This is a genomic window from uncultured Brevundimonas sp. (genome assembly GCF_947305955.1).
Lineage (GTDB): Bacteria > Pseudomonadota > Alphaproteobacteria > Caulobacterales > Caulobacteraceae > Brevundimonas.
Window position 1 is genome coordinate 57,447 of the sequence record NZ_CAMZFB010000007.1, and the last position, 19,057, is coordinate 76,503.

The 19,057-nt window shown below is 62.1% G+C and carries 23 protein-coding genes and 1 tRNA gene; 13 read left to right on the plus strand and 11 right to left on the minus strand.

Going from position 1 to position 19,057, the window contains the following annotated elements; all coding sequences use genetic code 11:
* Window positions 1-59: 59 nt before the first annotated feature.
* From Q0Y42_RS03415 to Q0Y42_RS03425, 3 genes are all read right to left on the minus strand, one after another.
* A complete protein-coding gene (locus tag Q0Y42_RS03415) occupies window positions 60-1,925 on the minus strand; it encodes a pilus assembly protein TadG-related protein (RefSeq protein ID WP_297800195.1) in 1,866 nt (621 codons plus the stop codon).
* 130 nt (window positions 1,926-2,055) lie between these two features.
* Window positions 2,056-2,763: a monofunctional biosynthetic peptidoglycan transglycosylase gene (gene mtgA / locus Q0Y42_RS03420; protein ID WP_297800197.1), complete on the minus strand. Its 708-nt coding sequence runs from the start codon at window positions 2,761-2,763 to the stop codon at window positions 2,056-2,058.
* Window positions 2,764-2,774: 11 nt separating this feature from the next.
* Entirely contained in the window at window positions 2,775-3,734 is a 960-nt protein-coding gene (locus Q0Y42_RS03425; protein ID WP_297800199.1) for a WD40 repeat domain-containing protein, read from the minus strand.
* A gap of 92 nt (window positions 3,735-3,826) precedes the next feature.
* Between Q0Y42_RS03425 and Q0Y42_RS03430 the strand changes: the two genes are divergently transcribed.
* Window positions 3,827-4,513, plus strand: coding sequence for an alpha/beta hydrolase (locus Q0Y42_RS03430; RefSeq protein ID WP_297800200.1), 687 nt, complete (start codon window positions 3,827-3,829; stop codon window positions 4,511-4,513).
* A 46-nt stretch (window positions 4,514-4,559) separates the two neighbouring features.
* Here Q0Y42_RS03430 and Q0Y42_RS03435 read toward each other — a convergent pair whose 3' ends face one another.
* The 4 genes from Q0Y42_RS03435 to Q0Y42_RS03450 all read right to left on the minus strand — a co-directional run bounded on the left by Q0Y42_RS03435 (window position 4,560) and on the right by Q0Y42_RS03450 (window position 7,661).
* On the minus strand, window positions 4,560-4,757 hold the full coding sequence (locus Q0Y42_RS03435) for a DUF2093 domain-containing protein (RefSeq protein WP_297800202.1): 198 nt from the start codon (window positions 4,755-4,757) through the stop codon (window positions 4,560-4,562).
* The gene (locus tag Q0Y42_RS03440; RefSeq protein ID WP_297800205.1) at window positions 4,754-5,854 is read right to left on the minus strand and encodes a GTP-binding protein; all 1,101 of its coding nucleotides are present in this window, start codon (window positions 5,852-5,854) and stop codon (window positions 4,754-4,756) included. Before Q0Y42_RS03440 ends, Q0Y42_RS03435 begins: the two co-directional genes overlap by 4 nt.
* A 51-nt stretch (window positions 5,855-5,905) precedes the next feature.
* On the minus strand, window positions 5,906-6,919 hold the full coding sequence (locus Q0Y42_RS03445; RefSeq protein WP_297800207.1) for a cation diffusion facilitator family transporter: 1,014 nt from the start codon (window positions 6,917-6,919) through the stop codon (window positions 5,906-5,908).
* Between the two features lie 85 nt (window positions 6,920-7,004).
* Window positions 7,005-7,661: a hypothetical protein gene (locus Q0Y42_RS03450; RefSeq protein ID WP_297800208.1), complete on the minus strand. Its 657-nt coding sequence runs from the start codon at window positions 7,659-7,661 to the stop codon at window positions 7,005-7,007.
* Between the two features lie 307 nt (window positions 7,662-7,968).
* On the opposite strand from Q0Y42_RS03450, the gene rplU reads away from it, so the two are divergent.
* From rplU to Q0Y42_RS03505, 11 genes are all read left to right on the plus strand, one after another.
* The gene (gene rplU, locus Q0Y42_RS03455; RefSeq protein ID WP_297800210.1) at window positions 7,969-8,445 is read left to right on the plus strand and encodes a 50S ribosomal protein L21; all 477 of its coding nucleotides are present in this window, start codon (window positions 7,969-7,971) and stop codon (window positions 8,443-8,445) included.
* Window positions 8,446-8,581: 136 nt separating this feature from the next.
* Window positions 8,582-8,866 carry a 50S ribosomal protein L27 gene (gene rpmA / locus Q0Y42_RS03460; protein ID WP_297800213.1) on the plus strand — a complete coding sequence of 95 codons (285 nt, stop codon included), beginning with the start codon at window positions 8,582-8,584 and terminating at the stop codon, window positions 8,864-8,866.
* Window positions 8,867-9,033: 167 nt separating this feature from the next.
* Complete coding sequence (locus tag Q0Y42_RS03465) at window positions 9,034-9,567, plus strand: GNAT family N-acetyltransferase (RefSeq protein ID WP_297800215.1); 534 nt, start codon at window positions 9,034-9,036, stop codon at window positions 9,565-9,567.
* 128 nt (window positions 9,568-9,695) lie between these two features.
* Window positions 9,696-9,782 (plus strand) — tRNA-Leu (locus Q0Y42_RS03470).
* A gap of 160 nt (window positions 9,783-9,942) precedes the next feature.
* A complete protein-coding gene (locus Q0Y42_RS03475; protein WP_297800217.1) occupies window positions 9,943-10,557 on the plus strand; it encodes a ribonuclease D in 615 nt (204 codons plus the stop codon).
* A gap of 24 nt (window positions 10,558-10,581) precedes the next feature.
* Window positions 10,582-11,256, plus strand: a complete 675-nt coding sequence (lptC, locus tag Q0Y42_RS03480) for an LPS export ABC transporter periplasmic protein LptC (RefSeq protein ID WP_297800219.1) — start codon at window positions 10,582-10,584, stop codon at window positions 11,254-11,256.
* Between the two features lie 2 nt (window positions 11,257-11,258).
* A complete protein-coding gene (locus Q0Y42_RS03485; RefSeq protein WP_297800221.1) occupies window positions 11,259-11,726 on the plus strand; it encodes an LptA/OstA family protein in 468 nt (155 codons plus the stop codon).
* A 40-nt stretch (window positions 11,727-11,766) separates the two neighbouring features.
* Window positions 11,767-12,537, plus strand: coding sequence for an LPS export ABC transporter ATP-binding protein (gene lptB, locus Q0Y42_RS03490; protein WP_297800240.1), 771 nt, complete (start codon window positions 11,767-11,769; stop codon window positions 12,535-12,537).
* Between the two features lie 144 nt (window positions 12,538-12,681).
* On the plus strand, window positions 12,682-14,172 hold the full coding sequence (rpoN, locus tag Q0Y42_RS03495) for an RNA polymerase factor sigma-54 (protein ID WP_297800223.1): 1,491 nt from the start codon (window positions 12,682-12,684) through the stop codon (window positions 14,170-14,172).
* Window positions 14,173-14,262: 90 nt separating this feature from the next.
* Window positions 14,263-14,898: a ribosome-associated translation inhibitor RaiA gene (raiA, locus tag Q0Y42_RS03500; RefSeq protein WP_297800242.1), complete on the plus strand. Its 636-nt coding sequence runs from the start codon at window positions 14,263-14,265 to the stop codon at window positions 14,896-14,898.
* Between the two features lie 101 nt (window positions 14,899-14,999).
* On the plus strand, window positions 15,000-15,464 hold the full coding sequence (locus Q0Y42_RS03505; RefSeq protein ID WP_297800225.1) for a PTS sugar transporter subunit IIA: 465 nt from the start codon (window positions 15,000-15,002) through the stop codon (window positions 15,462-15,464).
* 75 nt (window positions 15,465-15,539) lie between these two features.
* On the opposite strand, the gene Q0Y42_RS03510 is transcribed toward Q0Y42_RS03505, so the two are convergent.
* Together Q0Y42_RS03510 and Q0Y42_RS03515 are read right to left on the minus strand one after the other, a co-directional pair.
* Window positions 15,540-15,785, minus strand: a complete 246-nt coding sequence (locus tag Q0Y42_RS03510; protein WP_297800226.1) for a DUF1150 family protein — start codon at window positions 15,783-15,785, stop codon at window positions 15,540-15,542.
* Between the two features lie 81 nt (window positions 15,786-15,866).
* On the minus strand, window positions 15,867-16,286 hold the full coding sequence (locus Q0Y42_RS03515) for an Hsp20 family protein (protein ID WP_297800228.1): 420 nt from the start codon (window positions 16,284-16,286) through the stop codon (window positions 15,867-15,869).
* Window positions 16,287-16,511: 225 nt separating this feature from the next.
* Between Q0Y42_RS03515 and Q0Y42_RS03520 the strand changes: the two genes are divergently transcribed.
* The gene (locus tag Q0Y42_RS03520) at window positions 16,512-17,186 is read left to right on the plus strand and encodes an OmpA family protein (RefSeq protein ID WP_297800230.1); all 675 of its coding nucleotides are present in this window, start codon (window positions 16,512-16,514) and stop codon (window positions 17,184-17,186) included.
* A 61-nt stretch (window positions 17,187-17,247) separates the two neighbouring features.
* On the opposite strand, the gene Q0Y42_RS03525 is transcribed toward Q0Y42_RS03520, so the two are convergent.
* Entirely contained in the window at window positions 17,248-18,561 is a 1,314-nt protein-coding gene (locus tag Q0Y42_RS03525) for a UDP-glucose/GDP-mannose dehydrogenase family protein (RefSeq protein WP_297800232.1), read from the minus strand.
* 176 nt (window positions 18,562-18,737) lie between these two features.
* Window positions 18,738-19,057 (minus strand): OmpA family protein (locus tag Q0Y42_RS03530; protein ID WP_297800234.1); only part of this gene is annotated, 320 nt, incomplete at its 5' end.

Consider the following 19,057-nt stretch of genomic DNA (forward strand, 5'->3'; position numbering starts at 1 on the left):
CGATAAAGGGGCCGGACGAGCAATCGTCCGGCCCCTTTTCTATTCCAGCCCCATCGGCCTTAGCGGGCGATCCGCAGGCGGGTGATGTCGCGGCCGATCTGTTTGAAGGCTTCCTTCAAGTCGGTCCCCGTCGACGCCGGGAAGAAATTCTCCTTCGAGTCCGTCGCACAGGCCTCCATCACTTCATAGGCCGTATCGATACCGGCCTTCCCGCGGCTCGTGCCCAGATTGAAGCCGATCGTATAGACGACGATGCCCTGCTTCTTCATGGCTTCGCAGATCTGGACGGACTGGGTGAACACGTCCCCGTTCGTGGACGGGCAGTTGATCTGATAGTCCGTGTCGATCGAGCCCGAGCCGGCATCCTTTGACACCACGCCTTCACAATAGGGGGTGTTGAACTCACCGTCCGTCATCAGGATGACGGCCTTGATGGTCTCGGCAGGATTGAAGGCATTCGGGCGGCTGGCCGTAGGCAGGACCGAGCCGAAGTTCGGCGAAATCGTGTACCAGGCCATTTCGATACCCGTCTGGCCTGCCGTTGCCCCTTCCGCCTGATAGCCGTCGATCACCGTGTTCAGACCATCGGCGCCGGTCAGGACATTGGTCAGAGGCAGATAGCGACCCGGCTGGCAGCTGGAGCCGCTCGGCAGGTAGGCCCGGCCCAGCCATGCATTGGAACCGGGGGCCTGATCCGTGGGGCTACCATTTCCGCGCGGACGCTCGCTGATGCAGTTTGTCGACGGGAGTTTCGTGAGGCTGTTGGCCTTGTTGTAGAAGACCCGCTGCTGGCAGCCATCCCAACCGCACTGCACAGTACCGGACTTGGAATAGTTGGCTGGCAGGCTGTTCGGATTAAACGCCACCGCAAAGGTATTGGCGTCAATGATCTGGACAGCGTGATAGGTGTTCAGCTGGGTCATCCCCTGAACGCCGGATATTTCGACCAGTCCACCCTCAATCAATCCATGCCCCGCCGAAGTCACCCGAATACGGCACTGGGAATCGACGCATTTGCGTAGATAGCGGGTCGAGTTTGAAGCTGCAGAATAGGAGCCCGAGAGGCCTTGCAGCTTGAAAGTGTTGGACGTCGGGACCTCGCTGACCTTATGGACGGTCTTGTTGACCCCCGAGTTGGACGTGAAGCCATAAATATAGACCGTGTCCCCAACCTTCAGATTGTGGGAGTTCGCGGTAAAGGTGCCGTTTTTCGAATCCGAAATCGTCTTGGCAGCATCCGCCCAGGTCGCTCCGGTGATCGTGGTCGATCCCTTGAGAGGGCCGCGGAAAGTTTCGGCGAAAGTGCCGACGTTAACGCCCCGCGCATAGGGAACCAGTGCAACCCGCGTCGTATAGAGGGTCTGGTCGCCTTGCACGACGATACTCACCAGCTCCTTGGCGGCAGACCGGAGGTCGCCCATGAAGTTTTTCATAGAGCCGGTGATGTCCAGCGCCATGGCCACTTCCACATTCTTCGATGCGCGCAGCACCTGTGACGTGGCCGTCATGGGCAGGTAGTCGTCGAACAGCTTGCCATAGGGCGGCAGGAAGACGTTGGCGATGATCGTCTTGACCTGAACCGTTGCGGTTGAGGTCACTTCGTACTTCGAGGCGACGGAAAAATCCGCGACATCACCGGGATTGTCTTTGAAATAATCCGGCATATTGGCGCGCAGCGACGCCATGCCGACCCGCTGGACATCAGACGCACTGGTATAGTTGGAGCGCGCCGCCGCCAGGGTGGCCGCGTCCAGCGCGTCCTGAAGCTCGGACTTCACCTTGGCCATGTGGTGCAGGTCGATAGCGCCTGCCGAAATCATCAAAAGTACAGGCAAGGCAATGCCGGCCATCATGGCCACATTCCCCTGACGTGCACCCCCAAAGCTCCGCAACAGGCGCATGATGCGACCATGGAACCGGATCATCTGGTATCTCCCGCGCCAAGCGCTTTTCCCCACCGTAACGGGGCATATTGCAACGGTAATGGAATACAGAGGGTCAACAGCCAAGGTTAATGGCCTGTCGGTACCCGCTCTATTCCGACTGTCAGTGGATCTATTTGCCGATCACGCACCGGTTCAGGCCCTGATCGCGGACATGGCCGCTGTTGGCCTCGATGCGCGATGTCCGGCGACGGACATAGGGACCGGGTGACGCCGCGTTATAGCGGCGGGGGCTGGGCAGGACGGCGATCAGCCGTGCGGCCTCGCGGCGCGACAGCGACTTGGCGCTCTTGCCGAACCAGTGCTGGGCGGCGGCCTCGGCCCCATAAACGCCCGGCGCGAACTCGGCGACGTTCAGATACATCTCCATGATCCGCTTCTTGCCCCAGCCGAACTCGATCAGGACCGAGTATCCGGCCTCCAAGCCCTTGCGGACATAGGAACGACCCGGCCACAGAAAGACGTTCTTGGCCGTCTGCTGGGTGATGGTCGATCCGCCGCGCATCTTGGACGAGCCACGCGCTTCGGCCCGCTCATTGGCCTCCATCGCCTTCTGGATGGCCTCGAAGTCGAAACCGTTGTGCGAGCAGAAACGGGCGTCCTCGGCGGCGATGGCCGCCGTCACCAGATAGGGCGACAGATTGTCGAGCGAGCGCCAGCGGTAGTCGAGGCCGTTACCTTTAATCGCCTGTTCGATCATCAGAATGGTCGGCGGCGCGGGCACGAACCGCAGCACCGCCACCTGTAGAAAGGGGAAGGCCAGAATGAACAGGAACAGTTTCAGCAGCGGCCTGCGCCGACGCACCTTACCCTTGGCCATATCCCCTCCCCTCAGAACGAATGAACGCCGGCGTTGCCGTCTTCGTCAGCCCACGCCATACGCGCGGCCCCCTTGCTGACGGCCAGTGCGGTGATCGGTGCGCCCTTGTCCTTCTTGATGAAATCGAGGCCACGGCCCGCCGGATCGGCCCACCACACGCGGCCATCTTCCAGACCGGCTACCAGTCGGCCCTGATCCGGCGTCGAAGCGACCAGCGACACCAGCGTGCTTTCGTCATAGCCGATCTCGGTCGCCTCGCGGCCCATCGGACCATTGGCACCGATGAAGGGCCACAGCACCACGCCCTGTGCGCCCGAGGTGGCCATCAGCTGGCCCTTGGACAGGAAGGAGAAGGATTTGATTTTGGCCGGATAGCCGCCCATCCGCATGTTGCGCTGGTCCTTCAGACGCCAGCCGTGCAGCTGGTTGTCCTGCATCGAGGTAACGATAAAGGCCCCGTCCGGCGAGAAGCCGACCGACAGGTGCGAGCCCGCCCACGACAGCTTGACCGGCTGCTGCTGCTCGATACGGGCGTACCACAGCCACGCGCCATTATAGGTCGAGGTCGCCACGCGGCGGCCCTTGGGATCAAAGGCCACGCCCGAGACGGTGCGCTCGTGCTGGAAGTCGCGACGGAAGGCGGCGTCCTTGCTGTCGATCACCGACAGAACGCGACCCGAGGAAAAGGCGATCAGGCCGGATTCAGCGCTGGCGGCGATGCTGTCGATCCAGCCCTTACCCTCGGCCAGAACCACCGCCTCGCCCACACGGCTCCAGACGACCTTGCCGTCATCGCCGCCGGTGACAATGCCCTCGCCCGACGGGTGGACACAGGCGCAAAGCACCGCGCCGTCATGCACCTCGTTGCGGGTGCCGTCCTCGAACCGCACCGAGCCGTCACCCAAGGCGAACACGGCCTGCGTCTTGTCGAAAAGGGCGGCGGTGATCTGGGCGTCGAAAGTGAAGTTCATCGAAGTCTCTGGTGTTCGCGGATACTGTTGCACTGCTCATAGCCGTGGCGGCTCCGCGCTTCTATAGGAAAGGCGTATAGGGAGTTTGAGTGATGGCCGTTGTGCTGATTTCCGGCTTCATGGCCGACGAGACGCTGTGGGACGATGTTGCGCCCGCGCTGGCCGATTTCGGCCCTGTGATCCCGCTGGCCCTGCGCGAAGGCGAAACCATCGAGGCCATGGCCGAGGCGCTGCTGCCCGCCCTGCCCGTCCGGTTCCACCTTGTCGGATTTTCCATGGGCGGCTTTGTCGCCCGCGAGATCGTTCGCCTGATCCCCGAGCGGGTTCAAAGCCTTGTGCTGGTCGCCACGTCGGCCCGCGGCGATACCGAAGAGATGATCCGCCAGCGCCGCAGCGCGCTCAAATCCCCGCCCGAGCGTTTCAAGGGGCTCAGCCGTCCGGCCATCCAATCCTCGCTGCATCCCAAGCTGAGGGACGACGCCGCCATGCTGGCGCGCGTGCGCGACATGGGTGTGCGGCTGGGCGGCCACATCTTCCACCGCCAGTCCTTTATCGCCCGCGACGGTGATCTGGAGCGCCTCGGCGATATCACCGTCCCGACCCTGATCGTCAGCGCCGACCATGACGCCCTGCGCTCCAGCGCCGAGCAACAGGAACTGGTTCAAGGGATCGCCGGCGCAAAACACACCACCGTCACCGACAGCGGCCACATGATCCCGCTGGAACAGCCCGAAGCCTTGGCCGAAGTCCTGAAGGACTGGCTGACGCGCCAAGACTGACGCGAAAGAAAAACGGCCCGTCACCAAGGTGCGGGCCGTTTCAATATCAGAGCCGTTTCAGCTCTCTCAGACGCGAGATCATGATGTCCGGCGTCGCATAGGCTTCCTGAAGCTCGGCGCTCCAGTAGTTCAGCGCATCCAGCGGTACAGCCTGACCGGTCACAGCGCAGCGGACGAAATCGCCCGGTTTCAGGACCTGATAGTCCCCGCACTCATAGACCAGTTGGGCTTCGGTCCCGCTCATGCCGCGCAGGCCTCGAAGCCAGCCTTCAGTTCGGCTTCATTCAGGTCGCGACCGATGAAGACGGCGCGGCTCCAGCGGCGCTCGTTTTCGCCCCACGGCTCCTGAAGATCGCCTTCAAGGATCATGTGGACAGCCTGGAAGACCAGACGGCGGTCTTCGCCCGCGACATCGATGATGCCCTTGGCGCGCAGGATGTTCTGGCCCTGCTCGCCCAGCAGCTTGTCCAGCCATGCGGTGAATTTGGCACCGTTCAGCGGGCGATCCAGCGAGAAGGAATAGCCCTTGATGTCGTCGTGGTGGTTGTGGCCACGGGCGTGGTGATCGTGGTCGCAGTGGTCGCCATGACCGCAGTGCTCATCGTGGACGTGATCATGATCGTGATGATCATGGTCATGATGGCCGCAATGCTCATCGTGGACGTGGCCTTCCTCGCCGTGCGGCGGGTTGGCGAAGCTGGGGTTGGCTTCCAGAATACGGTTCAGGTCAAAGGCGTTCAGGCCGAGAACCTTGTCCAGCGGCACGTTCGAGCGTTCAGCACGAATGATCGGGGCCAGCGGGTTCAGGCCGCGCAGGCGCTTCTCGACGGCCACCAGCTCGGCTTCCGACACCAGATCGACCTTGTTCAGGATGATGCGGTCGGCAAAGGCCACCTGTTCGCGGGCTTCCTTGGAGTCGTCCAGACGCAGCATGACGTGCTTGGCGTCCACCAGAGTGGTCACGCTGTCCAGCTGGGTCTTGGCCTTGACCTCGTCGTCGACGAAGAAGGTCTGGGCCACCGGACCGGGATCGGCCAAACCCGTGGTTTCGACGATGATGGCGTCGAACGCGGGCTTGCCCGGACGCTGGCGCTTCATCAGGCCGTTGACCACACGGATCAGGTCCCCGCGCACCGTGCAGCAGACGCAGCCGTTGTTCATCTCGAACACGTCTTCGTCGGCACCGACCACCAGATCGTTGTCGATACCGATCTCGCCGAACTCGTTGACGATGACGGCGTAACGCTTGCCGTGATCCTCGGTGAGGATGCGGTTCAGCAGGGTGGTTTTACCGGCACCGAGGTAGCCGGTCAGGACGGTGACAGGGGTCTTCTGGGTCATAGGCGCTAGATGGCGCTTCACGGCCGCGTTGGAAAGACCCCTTTCGACCTTTTAGCAATGGTTGCAGTCGTCCAGCGCCGTGCGCTCAAGCTGAAGGGTGGTGTGGCTGATGCCAAAGCGGCCCTTGGCCAGCTTTTGCGCCTCCATCAACAGGCTGTCGGCATCCTCGCGCTCATGGACAATATGGGCCGTAAGAGCCGCATCCGTCGTGGACAGGCCCCAGACGTGCAGGTCATGCACGGCATTGACCCCGTCCAGCGCGGCCAGCGCCTCGCGGATTTCGGCAGGCTCCAGATGGGCCGGTGCCGCATCCAGCGCCAGATTGACGGAGTCCTTCAGCAGCCCCCACGTCGAGATCATGATCATGGCCACGATCAGCAGGCTGACGATGGCATCCACGATCGACCATCCCGTCAGCCAGATCACCACGCCCGCCACCACGACGCCCAGCGACACCGCCGCGTCGGCCATCATGTGCAGATAGGCCCCTTTGACGTTCAGATCCTTGTGCTGGTCCTTCATGAAGAGAAGGGCTGTGCCGAGGTTGATAAGGAAGCCGATCGCCGCAACCGTGATGATGACGCCGCTCTGGACCGGCGCGGGCTGGGTAAAGCGGTGGATGGCCTCCACCGTGATCACGCCACAGGCAAAGATCAGCAGCAGGGCATTGCCCAGAGCCGCCAGAACGGTCGCCTTGCCAAAGCCGTATGTACGGCGCGGTCCGGCGGCCTTGCGCGCCAGCATGGCCGCGCCGCCCGCCATCGCCAGTCCCAAGACATCCGAAAGGTTATGCCCCGCATCAGCCATCAGGGCCGAGGACGACGCCCACCAGCCCGCACCGAACTCTGCCGCCACAAACAGCAGGTTGACGGCCAGACCCACGCCATAGCGCCAGTCCCCCGTATCGGTCGGGCCGTGATGGTGACCGCCTACCCCATGGTGATGGTGGCCATGCGCGTCGCCTTTGCCATGGCTATGACCGGAACCATGGGTATGCCCGTGATCGTGCCCGTCATGCTCATGGTGGTCATGCCCGCAGGCCGTGCCGGAGTGATCGTGTGCCATGGCATCCACTTGGAACCGTCACGACATGGGGTCAACCCCTGTCGCAAAACATAACTATCTGAATGTAAATGTATAACTTATCAGATCAGGCCGGATGGAAGGCCATGACGAAGCCCAGCAGGATCAGCGATGCGCCCAGCACAACGCCTTCATAACGCGCCCATTTTTCAAGCCTCAGAACCGAGTATCCAGCCATAGCGAGGGAGGTCAGAACCACCATCCCCGCAATCGTGCCCAGGACAAAGCCCGCCGTCAGCGCCAGAAACACTCCGACACCGTGGGTGGCAGTCGTCAGATAGAGCGGCAGCAGCACCTCGCCCGGCGAGGCGGCCATCAACACCACCACCCCCCAGACCGCGGCACGATCCGACACCTTGGGCTCGTCATGCTCGCAACCCTTGCAGTCCGGCACCGTCGTGCGGTGCCAGTAGCGCGCCAGATAGAAGGCCCCGAACAGGAACAACAGCGCCGACGACAGGTGCGGCAGCACACCGTGCAGCCAGCGATCCAGCGCCACGCCCGCGCCTGCCACCACGGCACCGACAATCGCCGTCGTCATCACATGGGCCAGTGCGGCCAGCACCACCACCATAAGGACGCGGCGCAGACGCCAGTCCTGTGCGCGGCCAACCAATACGAACGGCAGCCAGTGGGTCGGCAGGGCGGCATGGAGCGCAGACGCAATAAAGCCACCGCCCAGCAGCGATACAATGACAGGTTGGGCGAGGTCTGCGGATAACATGACGCCCCTTTAGACTGTTATGTTGTAACAGTCGACAGGCCGCCGCAATATTATTTTGACCCCTTGCTGCCCCGAAACGCTTCGTCGCGCTTAAGACCATTGGCGAAACAACCGGGGCCACAAGCGTAGCGGACTCTTGCGGAAAGGGTGCAATCAGGTCACATCCTGAATCTGCGCAAGGGAATTCCGGCCTTAAACGCCCGATACACGTTGACTCTTTCGCAGCCTTCCGTATATGTCGCCGCTCTTCGCCCGCGGGTTTGCCCGGCGGGCGCATTCATTTTTGCGTTCACGCTGAGGCTTCATAATGTACGCGGTGATCAAGACCGGCGGAAAGCAGTACCGGGTCCAACCGGGCGATGTGGTTGTTGTCGAAAAGATCGACGGCGATGCAGGCGCTGCTATTTCCTTTAACGAAGTCCTCATGCTGGGCGGCGACAAGGGTGTCACTGTTGGCGCTCCTGTTGTCGAAGGCGCCAAGGTGGCTGCGACCCTGATCGAAACCCGCAAGGGTGAGAAGATCAAGATCTTCAAGAAGATCCGTCGTCAGGGCTACCGTCGCACCAACGGCCATCGTCAGATGGAATCCGTGCTGCGTATCACCGGCATCGAAGGTGCTGGCGAGACCGCTAAGTGGGACGGCAAGGTCGAGCTGATCACCAAGGCTGAAATCAACGCTCGCGCTCGTGGCCTGGCCCCGCGCGTCGAAGCTGCCCCGGCTGAGGAAGCTCCTAAGGCTAAGAAGGCTCCGGCCAAGAAAAAAGCCGAGGCCACTGAGGCCTAAGAGTTTCGTCGGGCCTGTCTAGGCAGGCCCACTTCAGGACATGCGACCGTCCTTCACGACGGGCCGCCAGTAACGACAGACAAGCCCCACCCAAAGATCTCCGGATCGGGGCGGGTCTAAAAAGAGGAGCAACAAGATGGCTCACAAGAAATCCGGCGGTTCGTCGCGTAACGGCCGCGACTCAGAGTCGAAACGCCTTGGCGTGAAGAAGTTCGGCGGCGAGAAGGTTCTCGCTGGCAACATCCTCGTGCGTCAGCGCGGCACCAAGTTCCACCCGGGCACCAACGTTGGCCTGGGCCGCGACCACACCCTGTTCGCGACTTCGAACGGCTCGGTCCAGTTCACCACCAAACGCGGTGGCCGTACCTACGTATCCATCGTGGCTGCCAATGACGCAGCCGAGGCGATGGCCGCGGAGTAACGCGATCTGCACTTTGTTTGGATCGGCGTTGCTCCTTCAGCAGCCGATCTGGACCAAAGGGAAAATTTTCCGCGGGGAGTCTGGATCACCAGGCTCCCCGTTTGCGTTTCCCGCCTCGAAGCCGTCCGAGCCCTTCAAGGAGACGGCAGAAAGAACGAGGCAGTATCATGTGCGTCATCGAAACCTCTCCCGTCATTGAGACGCGGCGTCTGACCCTGCGAGCCCCTGTGCCGCAGGATGTGTCCCGCATCGCCGCCATGGCCAATGACATCGACATCGCGCGCATGACCAAACGCATGCCTCACCCGTTCACGACCGGCGATGCCGAGAATTTCGTGATCCAGGTCGCGGCCCAGAATCCGGCTCAAGCGAACACCTTCATCATCGAACACGAGGACCACGGGCCTGTCGGCGTCATCGGCATGTTCGAGGACTGCGATCCCATGCCCGAAACCGGATATTGGATCGGTCGCGAGTTCTGGGGCCGTGGCTATGCCACCGAGGCTCTGGAAGGGGCCCTGCTGTGGGCGTCGCGCAAGTGGAAGCGCCGCGCTCTGGTTGCGGGCCACTTTGCCGACAACCCTGCGTCGGGCCGCGTTCTGGAGAAAGCCGGCTTCCTCTACACGGGCGAAACACGCTCTGCTTTCAGCCACGCGCGTGGCGGAATAACCGATACGCGCATGATGGTCTGGCTGGCCTGATAGGTCGCTGAAAAGGAAGAACTTTCACCTATCGACGTGTTTTTTCGCGAAAGTGCAAAAAGCCTGTTGACCCCCAAGACAGCTCCCCCTATACCCCACTCATCGGCGGGGCGGAAACGCTCCCACCGGCCCAGATGGCGGAATTGGTAGACGCGCTGGCTTCAGGTGCCAGTGGCTTAACGGCCGTGGAGGTTCGAGTCCTCTTCTGGGCACCATTTCTCAAATGGCGCTGCATCGAACGATGCGGCGCCATTTGTCTATGGACCCCACGTTTTCTTTCCAAGTACGACCTAGCGGTCAGGCGTGGTTCGTCTATGTTTAGGCCCGCATATCGCCGTGCTGCCCGGCATGGCCTCCATTTCCGAGTTTTGCTCCATGACCGTTTATCTGCACGAAGGCGACCTGCCTGATGATCTCGACCTCGGTGCCGTTGTCGCCGTTGATTCCGAGACCATGGGCCTGCGCTTCCGCCGCGATGAACTGTGCGTGGTCCAGCTGTCGTCCGGTGACGGCAATGCCCACGTCGTGCGCATGCACCGTCCGGGCTATGACTGCCCGAACCTGAAAAAGCTGCTGGCCGATCCGAAGGTGCTGAAGATCTTCCACTTCGGCCGATTCGATATCGGCATGTTCGAACTGCATCTGGGCGTGGAAACCCGCCCCGTTTACTGCACCAAGATCGCGTCCAAGCTGGCCCGCACCTATACGGACCGCCACGGCCTGAAGGATGTGGTGCGCGAACTGGCCGGTGTGGACCTGTCCAAGGCCCAGCAGTCGTCCGACTGGGGTGCCGCCACCCTCACCCAGGCCCAACTGGATTATGCGGCGTCCGACGTGCTGCACCTTCATGTGGTGATGAACCGCCTGAACGAGATGCTGGCCCGCGAAGGCCGCAGCGAACTGGCGCAGGCCTGTTTTGACTTCCTGCCCATCCGTTCGCGTCTCGACCTTGCCGGTTGGGACGAGATCGACATCTTCGCCCACGCCTGATCCGTCTGCGCAGAGCCCGACCCTATGAGCGATCCCAGCGGCCCCGACATGCAGCAGCAAGCGTTGAAAGACGCCGATGAAGCGCGCGTCGCCGCCGCCGGCGAGCGCTGGCGCAAACGCTCGGCGCGCGTCCAGACTCTTCGCCGTGTCCTGCCGATCGTTATCCTGCTGATCGCGGGCAGCGCGGTGGGCTGGGTCGTGTTCCGTTCCGTGATGTCCGGTGTCGAGCGCCGCGCCAGCGAAACGCGTGAGCTGCGTCTCGACAATCCGGTGTTCCATGGTCAGGACGCGCAGGGCCGCAGCTTCCGTATCGGTGCCGAGGGTGCCATCCGCTCGTCGGAAACCAACCAGTACCGTCTGGTCAAACCGCTGCTGGAACTGAACCTCGGCGGCAAGAAGATCACGCGCCTGACCGCTGACGGCGGTTATTATGATGAATCGGCGCGTCGGGTCGTGATCGGTCCCAACGTCCAGATCAGCGACGGTGAATCAGGCTTCAACCTGAAAACCGACGAAGCGGTTATCGACACCAACACCGGTGTGGTGACCGGAAACAAGGGTATCCACGGCAATGGCCCCCTTGGAACAATCCGGGCTTCGGCCTATGCCATTCATGATCAAGGTCGCCGGATCGAGTTTATCGGACGGGAAGATCAAAAGATAAGCGGAACCATCAACCCATCGGGTTCGGGCAGGTAACAATGATGAATACGAAAACTCTCATCGCCAGCGCCGCAATGATCGTCGCCTTGGGCCTGCCTGCTGTGACCGGTGCCCAGACCGACGCGACCCGCCAGCCGGTCCAGTACGGTGCCGATGCCGGTGAATATACGCCCGACGGCTTTGCCCTGCGTGGCCGTGCCGAGGTGACCCAAGGGACCAACCGCCTGCGGGCCGATGCCATCCGTGGCATCACCTCCAATGGTCAGCTGACCCGCGTGGAAGCCAGCGGCAACGTCTATTTCGTGACGCCGGAACAGAGCATGCGCGGCAACAACGCCGTCTATAACCTCAACGACGGCTCGGTCGTCGTCACCGGCGATGTCATCCTGACCCAGGGCCAGAACGTTCTGTCGGGTGGCCGCCTCGTCTATAACGTCCGCACCGAAACCGCCCGCATCGAAAGCGGCGGCAACCGCGTGCGCGGCGTCTTCTATCCGTCGAACTAAGGAAAGCCCCTTGGCCCGCAAGGAACTTTCGGCACTCAATCTGGTCCCTGATCAAGGTACGGCCACGCCGGGCGCTGTCGCGACGACGGCGCGCCGTGGCCTGCAGGTCGAACATATCGCCCGCAGCTTTGGCCAGCGTCAGGTGGTTCGCGATGTGTCGCTGAATGTTCAGCGCGGCGAGGTCTTTGGTCTGCTGGGCCCCAATGGCGCGGGCAAGACCACCTGTTTCTACATGATCACCGGTCTGATCGCCGCCGACAGCGGGGCGATCTGGCTGGACAACGAGAACATCACCAAACAGCCGATGTACCAGCGCTCGCGCATGGGTCTTGGCTATCTGGCGCAGGAAGCCTCAATCTTCCGTGGCATGAGCGTGGAGCAGAACGTCGCCTCGGTCGTCGAGCTGCGTCACTCGTCCGAGCGCGAGATCAAGGAAGAGACGAACCGCCTCTTGGAAGAACTGCGGATCGACCACCTGCGCCATGCGCCCGCAACGGGCCTGTCGGGCGGCGAGCGCCGCCGCGTCGAGATCGCCCGCGCTCTGGCCGGCAAGCCCAGCTTCATGCTGCTGGACGAACCGTTTGCCGGTATCGACCCGCTGGCCATTGCCGACATCCGTTCGGTCATCCGCTACCTGTCCGGTCAGGGCATTGGCGTGCTGATCACCGACCACAATGTCCGCGAGACGCTGGATATCATCGACCGCGTGGCCATCATCACTTCGGGTTCGGTCCTGTTTGAAGGTACCGCCCAGGAAGCTGTCGACAGCGCCGAGGTTCGCCGCGCCTATCTGGGCGAGATGTACGGCTAAGCCCAGACGGGCATCCGGCGAAATACAGCCATGGGAAGAATCGCCTTCCCGGACTCACCAGACGTTAACGGCTCTGCGCCAAGGTCAAGCTTGTAGCAAGTTCCGGGCCACATCGGCCTGTGTTCCGACCGGGGGTGTAGACGCGTGATTGGGCAAAGGCTTGAGGTCCGTCAGGGGCAGGGGTTGGTCATCACCCCCCAGCTCCAGCAGGCCATCAAACTTCTGCAGCTTTCCAACCTTGAGCTTGAGGCCTTTGTGGAGGCCGAGCTTGAGCGCAATCCCCTATTGTCCCGCGCCGACGCCGATGGCGAGCCCGACAGCGCGCCCGAAGCCGCCCCTGCGGCCAGCGAGGCCGAAATCGTCTTTCAGGACGGTGTGGCACAGGGCAGCGAGGCGGCACTGGATGCGCCCACCGACGCCCTTTATGACGCCGCCCCCGGCGAGCGGAACGAGGTTTCCACCGACAACCAGCCGGGCCTCGGCGACTGGTCCCGCGTCGGCAATGGCGGCTCCATCGACAGCGATGATTTCGAGCGCCCCGACCAGCATGAGCTGACACTCAGCGAACATTTGCAGGCCCAGGCCATGATGGCGGGCTTCTGTCCCAGCGATCACGCCATCGCGCTGACCCTGATCGATAGTGTGGACGAGGCGGGATATCTGCGCGCCGACCTTGGCGAGATTGCCGAGCGGCTGGGTATTTCCACCGACCGTGTGGAACAGGTGATGTACTGCTGTCAGGGATTCGAACCGACGGGTGTCATGGCCCGTTCCGTGGCCGAGTGCCTGAAGCTGCAACTGGTGGAGCGCAACCGGTTTGATCCGGCCATGGCGGCCCTGCTGGACAATCTGGACCTCTTGGCACGCCGCGACTTGGGGGCCCTGCGCCGTCTGTGCGGTGTCGATCAGGAAGACCTGAGCGAGATGATCGCCGAGGTTCAGGGTCTGACACCCCGCCCCGGGGCCGGTTTCGGCAGCGAAACCGCCCAGACCATCGTACCCGATGTCTATGTCCGCCCCGATCCGGCAGGCGGCTGGAAGGTCGAGCTGAACAGCGACACCCTGCCCCGTGTCCTGATGGACAAACGCTATCACGCCGAGGTGTCCGGCAGTGCCCGTAATGATGCCGACAAGGTCTTCGTCGCCGAATGTGCGGCACAGGCCAGCTGGCTGGTCAAATCACTCGATCAGCGCGCCCGTACCATCCTCAAGGTAGCCACCGAGATTGTGCGCCAGCAGGATGCCTTCCTTGCCTTTGGGGTCGAGTTCCTGCGCCCCCTCACCCTCAAGATGGTCGCCGAGGCCATCGAGATGCACGAGTCGACCGTCAGCCGCGTCACCTCGAACAAATACATCGCCACCCCGCGCGGCGTGTTCGAGCTGAAATTCTTCTTTACCGCGGCCATCCAGTCCAGCGACGGCGGGGCCAGCCATTCGGCCGAGGCCGTGCGTCACCGCATCAAGACCCTGATCGATGCCGAAGATGTTACAGGCGAGGTTTTGAGCGACGACCGCATCGTCGAAATCCTGCAGGAAGCGGGTATCGACATCGCCCGTCGCACGGTCGCCAAGTATCGGGAATCCATGCGTATTCCCTCCTCGGTCGAGCGGCGGCGCGCCCGCAAGGCTGCCTAACTTCGCGCTCCAGCAAAGGTTATCGATTCCCACATTTCAGTGATCGCCGTTGACACCAACTTCGAAGAGCCGCGTTCTATCGTCATGGCTATGCAAGTTCAGGTCACCGGTAAGCAAGTGGATGTTGGCGAAGCGCTAGGCTCGCGCATCTCGGAAGAACTTGAAAATGGAGTCGGCAAGTATTTTGCTCGCGGCGCCCAGGATGCCGAGGTCGTAGTCTCCAAGGATGGCTACGGTTTCCGTGTCGACTGTTGGGTGCGTCTCGCTTCTGGCCAGCCGCTTGTCACCACAGGTTTCGGAGGCGACGCCCACGCGGCCTTCTCCGACAGCCTCGACAAGCTCGAAAAACGCGTCCGCCGTTACAAGCGTCGTCTGAAGGACCACTATAACGGTCCCAAGGCCCTGTCCCCCGAGAAGACCGAGAATGCCGCCCGCGAAGTGGCGCAACTCACCATCTTCCGCAATCCGGACAAGGTCGAGGACGAGGCCGAGTTCGGCGACGTTGCCAATGCTAACGAGCCGCCGCCCGTTGGCATGGTGATCGCGGAAACCGAGGCTGAAATCCGTACCCTGACGGTCGGCCGTGCCGTGGCCGAGTTGGACATGACCGGTTATCCGGTCGTTGTCTTCCGCAATGCCGCCCACGGTGGCATGGCCGTCGTCTATCGTCGTCCTGACGGTAACGTGGGTTGGATTGATCCGGAACGCACCGTCAAAAAGGCATAAGCTTCCCGAAACAGGGAATTTGCCGAGGTGTCTTTTTTAAAGTGGGCAAAGCCTCTAAAAGGCAGCGCCCTGTTCTCTATGGGCCGTTGATCGGAACCGAGATGGATATCGCAGATTTACTGTCGCCTGAAGGCGTGGTCCTGCGCGGGGCTATGTCCTCCAAACGCCAAGCCTTGGGCGCGGTGGCAGAAGTGGCCGCCAACGCTTTTAAACTCGACTCAGCCAAGGTGCTTGAGGCTCTGCTGGAGCGCGAAGCGCTCGGCTCGACCGGCCTTGGCTATGGCGTCGCTGTCCCGCATGCCCGCGTTGAAGGGCTGGACCGCGTGTGTGGCGTCTTCGTTCGCCTTGAGCAGCCGGTGGCCTATGAGGCCCTGGATGACCGTCCTGTGGACCTGCTGTTTGGTCTGTTCGCGCCGCTGACGGCGGGTGCGGACCACCTGCGGGCTCTGGCCGTGGTGTCACGCGCCATGCGCTCGCCGGAACTGCGCGAGCGCCTGCGCCAGGCCCAGACCGTGGACGGGGTTCAGGCCCTGTTCGTCCAGACGGGCAGCGCCGCCGCCGCCTGATTTCAATCAGGTCCAGTATGAATACAAGAACGGGGCCCTCTCAGGCCCCGTTCGCGTTTTGGGTTGGGATTTGGATCAGTGGACCGAGACAGGTGCCATGTCGTGGGCCTGTGCCGCCGCAAAGGCGGTGGCGCGATCCAGCATGACAGCCAAACGCTCTCCGTCCGCGCCGTGCAGGGCATAGAGCACCTGATCCGGCTTCAGCTCGACATCGACATCCTCGATATCGTCGATCACGTCCTTGGCGAGGATTTCGCGCACATAGACAAGATCCGGGGCTCCGAGGGCACTGAAATCCTGAGCAGTCATTACAGGCGTCATTGGGGAGGCCTCCTTGAGATGAGGAAGGACCGATACGCTACGCTTGATCAAGCGTAACCGGTCCCTGTGGAACGAATCCGATCAGTCCGTGGAAATCGGGATTTTGCGTGTGGCTTTCTCCTGATCCGGCTGGACCAGATCGACGTGCAGCAGCCCGTGCTGAAGTCGCGAGCCCTTCACCTCCAGCCCGTCGGCCAGAACAAAGGTGCGGACAAAGCCACGCGCGGCGATGCCGCGATGCAGATAGCGCGGCTCGGGCTTTGCAGCCTCCTCGCGCTTTCCGGTGACCGTCAGCTGGCGGCCCTCAACCGTCACATTCAGCTCGTCGGGTGTGAAGCCGGCGACGGCCAGTGTGATACGGACGCTGTCCTCGCCGATCTGCTCGACATTATAGGGGGGATAGGAATCGGCAGCTGCCCGCTGTGCGCGGTCGATCAGGGCCCGGGTCTGGTCAAAGCCCAACAGAAACGGGGCCTCGATCAAGGTTGTAGTACGGCTCATCGTCTTCACTCCTGAGGTCCTGACATCAGCGACCTGTCGCGATCCGTGCCCATTTGGCCCCGGATCACCTGCATTATAGGTGGGAATGGTGAGCCATTTTTCAACAAGTGACAGTTGGGTGGCTATGGCGCGGGTTCTGTTCATTTGTTGTACAGGCGGAAACCCTCATCAGTCGGAACCGTTAAGTTCCGCGCTCAACGCGATAATTAAAGAAGGACAGGTTCTATGCGCGCAAAGATCGCAATCCTGGGTGTGAGTGTCGCCGCTATGCTTGGCGCCACCGCCTGCACCACCACCGATCCCTACAGCTCGACCCCGCGCCGTAACAACACCGCAACCGGTGCCATCGCCGGTGCTCTGGGTGGCGCTGTTCTGGGCTACCTGACCAACACCCACCACAGCGAAGAAGGCCGTAAGAACGCCCTGATCGGTGCCGGTATCGGTGCCCTGGCAGGTGCCGGTATTGGCCAGTACATGGACCGCCAGCAGCGCGCTCTGGAACAAGAGCTGACCGGCACCGGCGTCGGCGTTGTCCGCCAAGGCGACAACCTGATCCTGCGCATGCCGGCCGAGGTCACCTTTGCCACCAACCAATCCAGCATCGACTCGCGCTTCCTGCCGGTTCTGGACGACGTTGCCGGTGTGCTGAACCAGTATGACCGCTCGACCGTCGACATCATCGGTCACACCGACTCGACCGGTGGCGACCACATCAACCAGCCGCTGTCGGAAAACCGCGCCCTGTCGGTTGCCAACTATCTGATCAACCGTGGCGTCATCCGCGAGCGTCTGTATGTGGCGGGCAACAGCTCGCGCAACCCGATCGCTTCCAACGCCACGGAAGAGGGCAAGGCCCAAAACCGTCGCGTGGAGATCGTGATCCGTCCGTTCACGGGCTGATCCCCTTCGGGTCTCTGACATAGAAAAGGCGGCTCTTTGGGGAGCCGCCTTTTTTAATGGGTCAGTGGGCTTGGGGACGGCCAATGCCGCGATAGTCAAAGCCGCGCGCCGCCATCGCGCCAGGATCGTAGACGTTGCGCAGATCCACCATCACCGGCGCGTTCATCAGTAGCTTGATACGGTCCAGATCAAGGGCGCGGAACTGATCCCATTCGGTCAGGATCACCACGACATCCGCGCCGGTGACCGCCTGATACGGGCCGTCGCAATAGTCGATGCCGGAAAGCTGCTTTTGCGCCTCCTTCATGCCCTCGGGGTCAAAGGCCTGCACCTTGGCACCGGCATTGACGAGTTCGGGCACAATATCCAGCGAGGGGGCATCGCGCATGTCGTCCGTATTCGGCTTGAAGGTCAGACCCAGAATGCCAACGGTCTTGTTCTTGGCCTCGCCCCCCAGTGAGGCAATCACGCGGGCTGCCATGGCCTTCTTGCGGGCATCGTTGACCGCCACCGTCGTCTCGATCAGGCGCACCGGAGAGTTGGCATCCGTCGCCGTGCGCACCAACGCCAGCGTGTCTTTGGGGAAGCATGAACCGCCATAGCCAGGCCCCGCGTGCAGAAACTTCCCGCCGATCCGGTTATCTAGACCAATGCCACGGGCGACCTGCTGGACATCGGCACCGAGGGCTTCGCACAGGTCAGCCATTTCATTGATGAAGGTGATCTTCATCGCGAGGAAGGCGTTGGCGGCGTATTTGGTCAGCTCGCTGGTGCGGCGGCTGGTGTAGACGATCGGGATCTCGTTCAGATTCAGCGGGCGGTACAGTTCCGCCATCACCAATCGCGCCCGCTCGCTATCGCTGCCGACGACGACGCGGTCCGGACGCTTGAAGTCGTCGATAGCGGCACCTTCGCGCAGGAACTCAGGGTTCGACACCACGGCAAAGTCGGCGTCGGGCCTGCGCTCGCGGATGATGCGCTCGATCTCGTCACCGGTGCCCACCGGCACGGTCGATTTGGTGACAATGACCGTAAAGCCCTCGATCAGCCCTGCGATCTCTTCGGCCGCCGCATAGACATAGGACAGGTCCGCATGGCCATCGCCACGACGCGACGGCGTCCCCACAGCGATAAAGACCGCATCGGCTTCGCGAATCGCTTCGGCACCATCGACGGTGAATTTCAGGCGGCCATCTCTGGCATTGGAGGCTACCAGTTCCTCGAGACCGGGCTCGTAGATCGGGATGATATTGCGACGGAGCCGCTCGATCTTTCCCTCATCCTTGTCCACGCAGGTCACGACGTGACCGAAATCCGCGAAACAAGCTCCCGAGACGAGGCCAACATAGCCAGTGCCGATCATGGCGACGCGCATAAGCGGTTCCCTTATTCACTGCAGGCGTAACGGAGATAGCCGCTGGAACAGTTTAGCGCCAGTGCATCGCACGGTTGTGCGACAAAAAGTAAAAGGACGACTGACCGTTAGGCCAATCGTCCTTAAACTTTCGACACTTCGGTCTGTCGGGGAGACGTTGCCGCCTCCCCTTCAGATTAGAAGTTGATGTCGATGGTCGCGCGACGGTTCAGCGGCTCCCGCACGCCGTCAGCCGTCGGCTTGGCCAGAGCGGTTTCGCCCTTGCCGTCCAGCGAGATCACGCCACCGTTGACGCCTTGGGCAACCAGAGCATCAGCCACGGTCTGCGAACGACGATTCGACAGACGCAGGTTGTAAGCAGCGTTACCCGAGGTGTCGGTGTGGCCGACGACCAGGATCTGGGTCGGAGCACCGGTCTTGGCGTAGTTGGCAGCTTGGGTGACAACCGAGCGAGCTTCCGCGGTCAGGTCCGAACGGTCGAAGTCGAAGTAGACAA

Coding starts and splice junctions, on each gene's coding strand:
- Q0Y42_RS03485 (WP_297800221.1), top strand. CDS start 11,259: ATGATGAATACGAAAACTCTCATCGCCAGCGCCGCAATGATCGTCGCC.
- Q0Y42_RS03430 (WP_297800200.1), top strand. CDS start 3,827: ATGGCCGTTGTGCTGATTTCCGGCTTCATGGCCGACGAGACGCTGTGG.
- Q0Y42_RS03465 (WP_297800215.1), top strand. CDS start 9,034: ATGTGCGTCATCGAAACCTCTCCCGTCATTGAGACGCGGCGTCTGACC.
- rplU (WP_297800210.1), top strand. CDS start 7,969: ATGTACGCGGTGATCAAGACCGGCGGAAAGCAGTACCGGGTCCAACCG.
- Q0Y42_RS03435 (WP_297800202.1), bottom strand. CDS start 4,757: ATGAGCGGGACCGAAGCCCAACTGGTCTATGAGTGCGGGGACTATCAG.
- Q0Y42_RS03475 (WP_297800217.1), top strand. CDS start 9,943: ATGACCGTTTATCTGCACGAAGGCGACCTGCCTGATGATCTCGACCTC.
- Q0Y42_RS03450 (WP_297800208.1), bottom strand. CDS start 7,661: ATGTTATCCGCAGACCTCGCCCAACCTGTCATTGTATCGCTGCTGGGC.
- rpmA (WP_297800213.1), top strand. CDS start 8,582: ATGGCTCACAAGAAATCCGGCGGTTCGTCGCGTAACGGCCGCGACTCA.
- Q0Y42_RS03505 (WP_297800225.1), top strand. CDS start 15,000: ATGGATATCGCAGATTTACTGTCGCCTGAAGGCGTGGTCCTGCGCGGG.
- lptC (WP_297800219.1), top strand. CDS start 10,582: ATGAGCGATCCCAGCGGCCCCGACATGCAGCAGCAAGCGTTGAAAGAC.
- Q0Y42_RS03445 (WP_297800207.1), bottom strand. CDS start 6,919: ATGGCACACGATCACTCCGGCACGGCCTGCGGGCATGACCACCATGAG.
- Q0Y42_RS03425 (WP_297800199.1), bottom strand. CDS start 3,734: ATGAACTTCACTTTCGACGCCCAGATCACCGCCGCCCTTTTCGACAAG.
- Q0Y42_RS03520 (WP_297800230.1), top strand. CDS start 16,512: ATGCGCGCAAAGATCGCAATCCTGGGTGTGAGTGTCGCCGCTATGCTT.
- raiA (WP_297800242.1), top strand. CDS start 14,263: ATGCAAGTTCAGGTCACCGGTAAGCAAGTGGATGTTGGCGAAGCGCTA.
- Q0Y42_RS03440 (WP_297800205.1), bottom strand. CDS start 5,854: ATGACCCAGAAGACCCCTGTCACCGTCCTGACCGGCTACCTCGGTGCC.
- Q0Y42_RS03510 (WP_297800226.1), bottom strand. CDS start 15,785: ATGACGCCTGTAATGACTGCTCAGGATTTCAGTGCCCTCGGAGCCCCG.
- Q0Y42_RS03515 (WP_297800228.1), bottom strand. CDS start 16,286: ATGAGCCGTACTACAACCTTGATCGAGGCCCCGTTTCTGTTGGGCTTT.
- Q0Y42_RS03415 (WP_297800195.1), bottom strand. CDS start 1,925: ATGATCCGGTTCCATGGTCGCATCATGCGCCTGTTGCGGAGCTTTGGG.
- mtgA (WP_297800197.1), bottom strand. CDS start 2,763: ATGGCCAAGGGTAAGGTGCGTCGGCGCAGGCCGCTGCTGAAACTGTTC.
- Q0Y42_RS03525 (WP_297800232.1), bottom strand. CDS start 18,561: ATGCGCGTCGCCATGATCGGCACTGGCTATGTTGGCCTCGTCTCGGGA.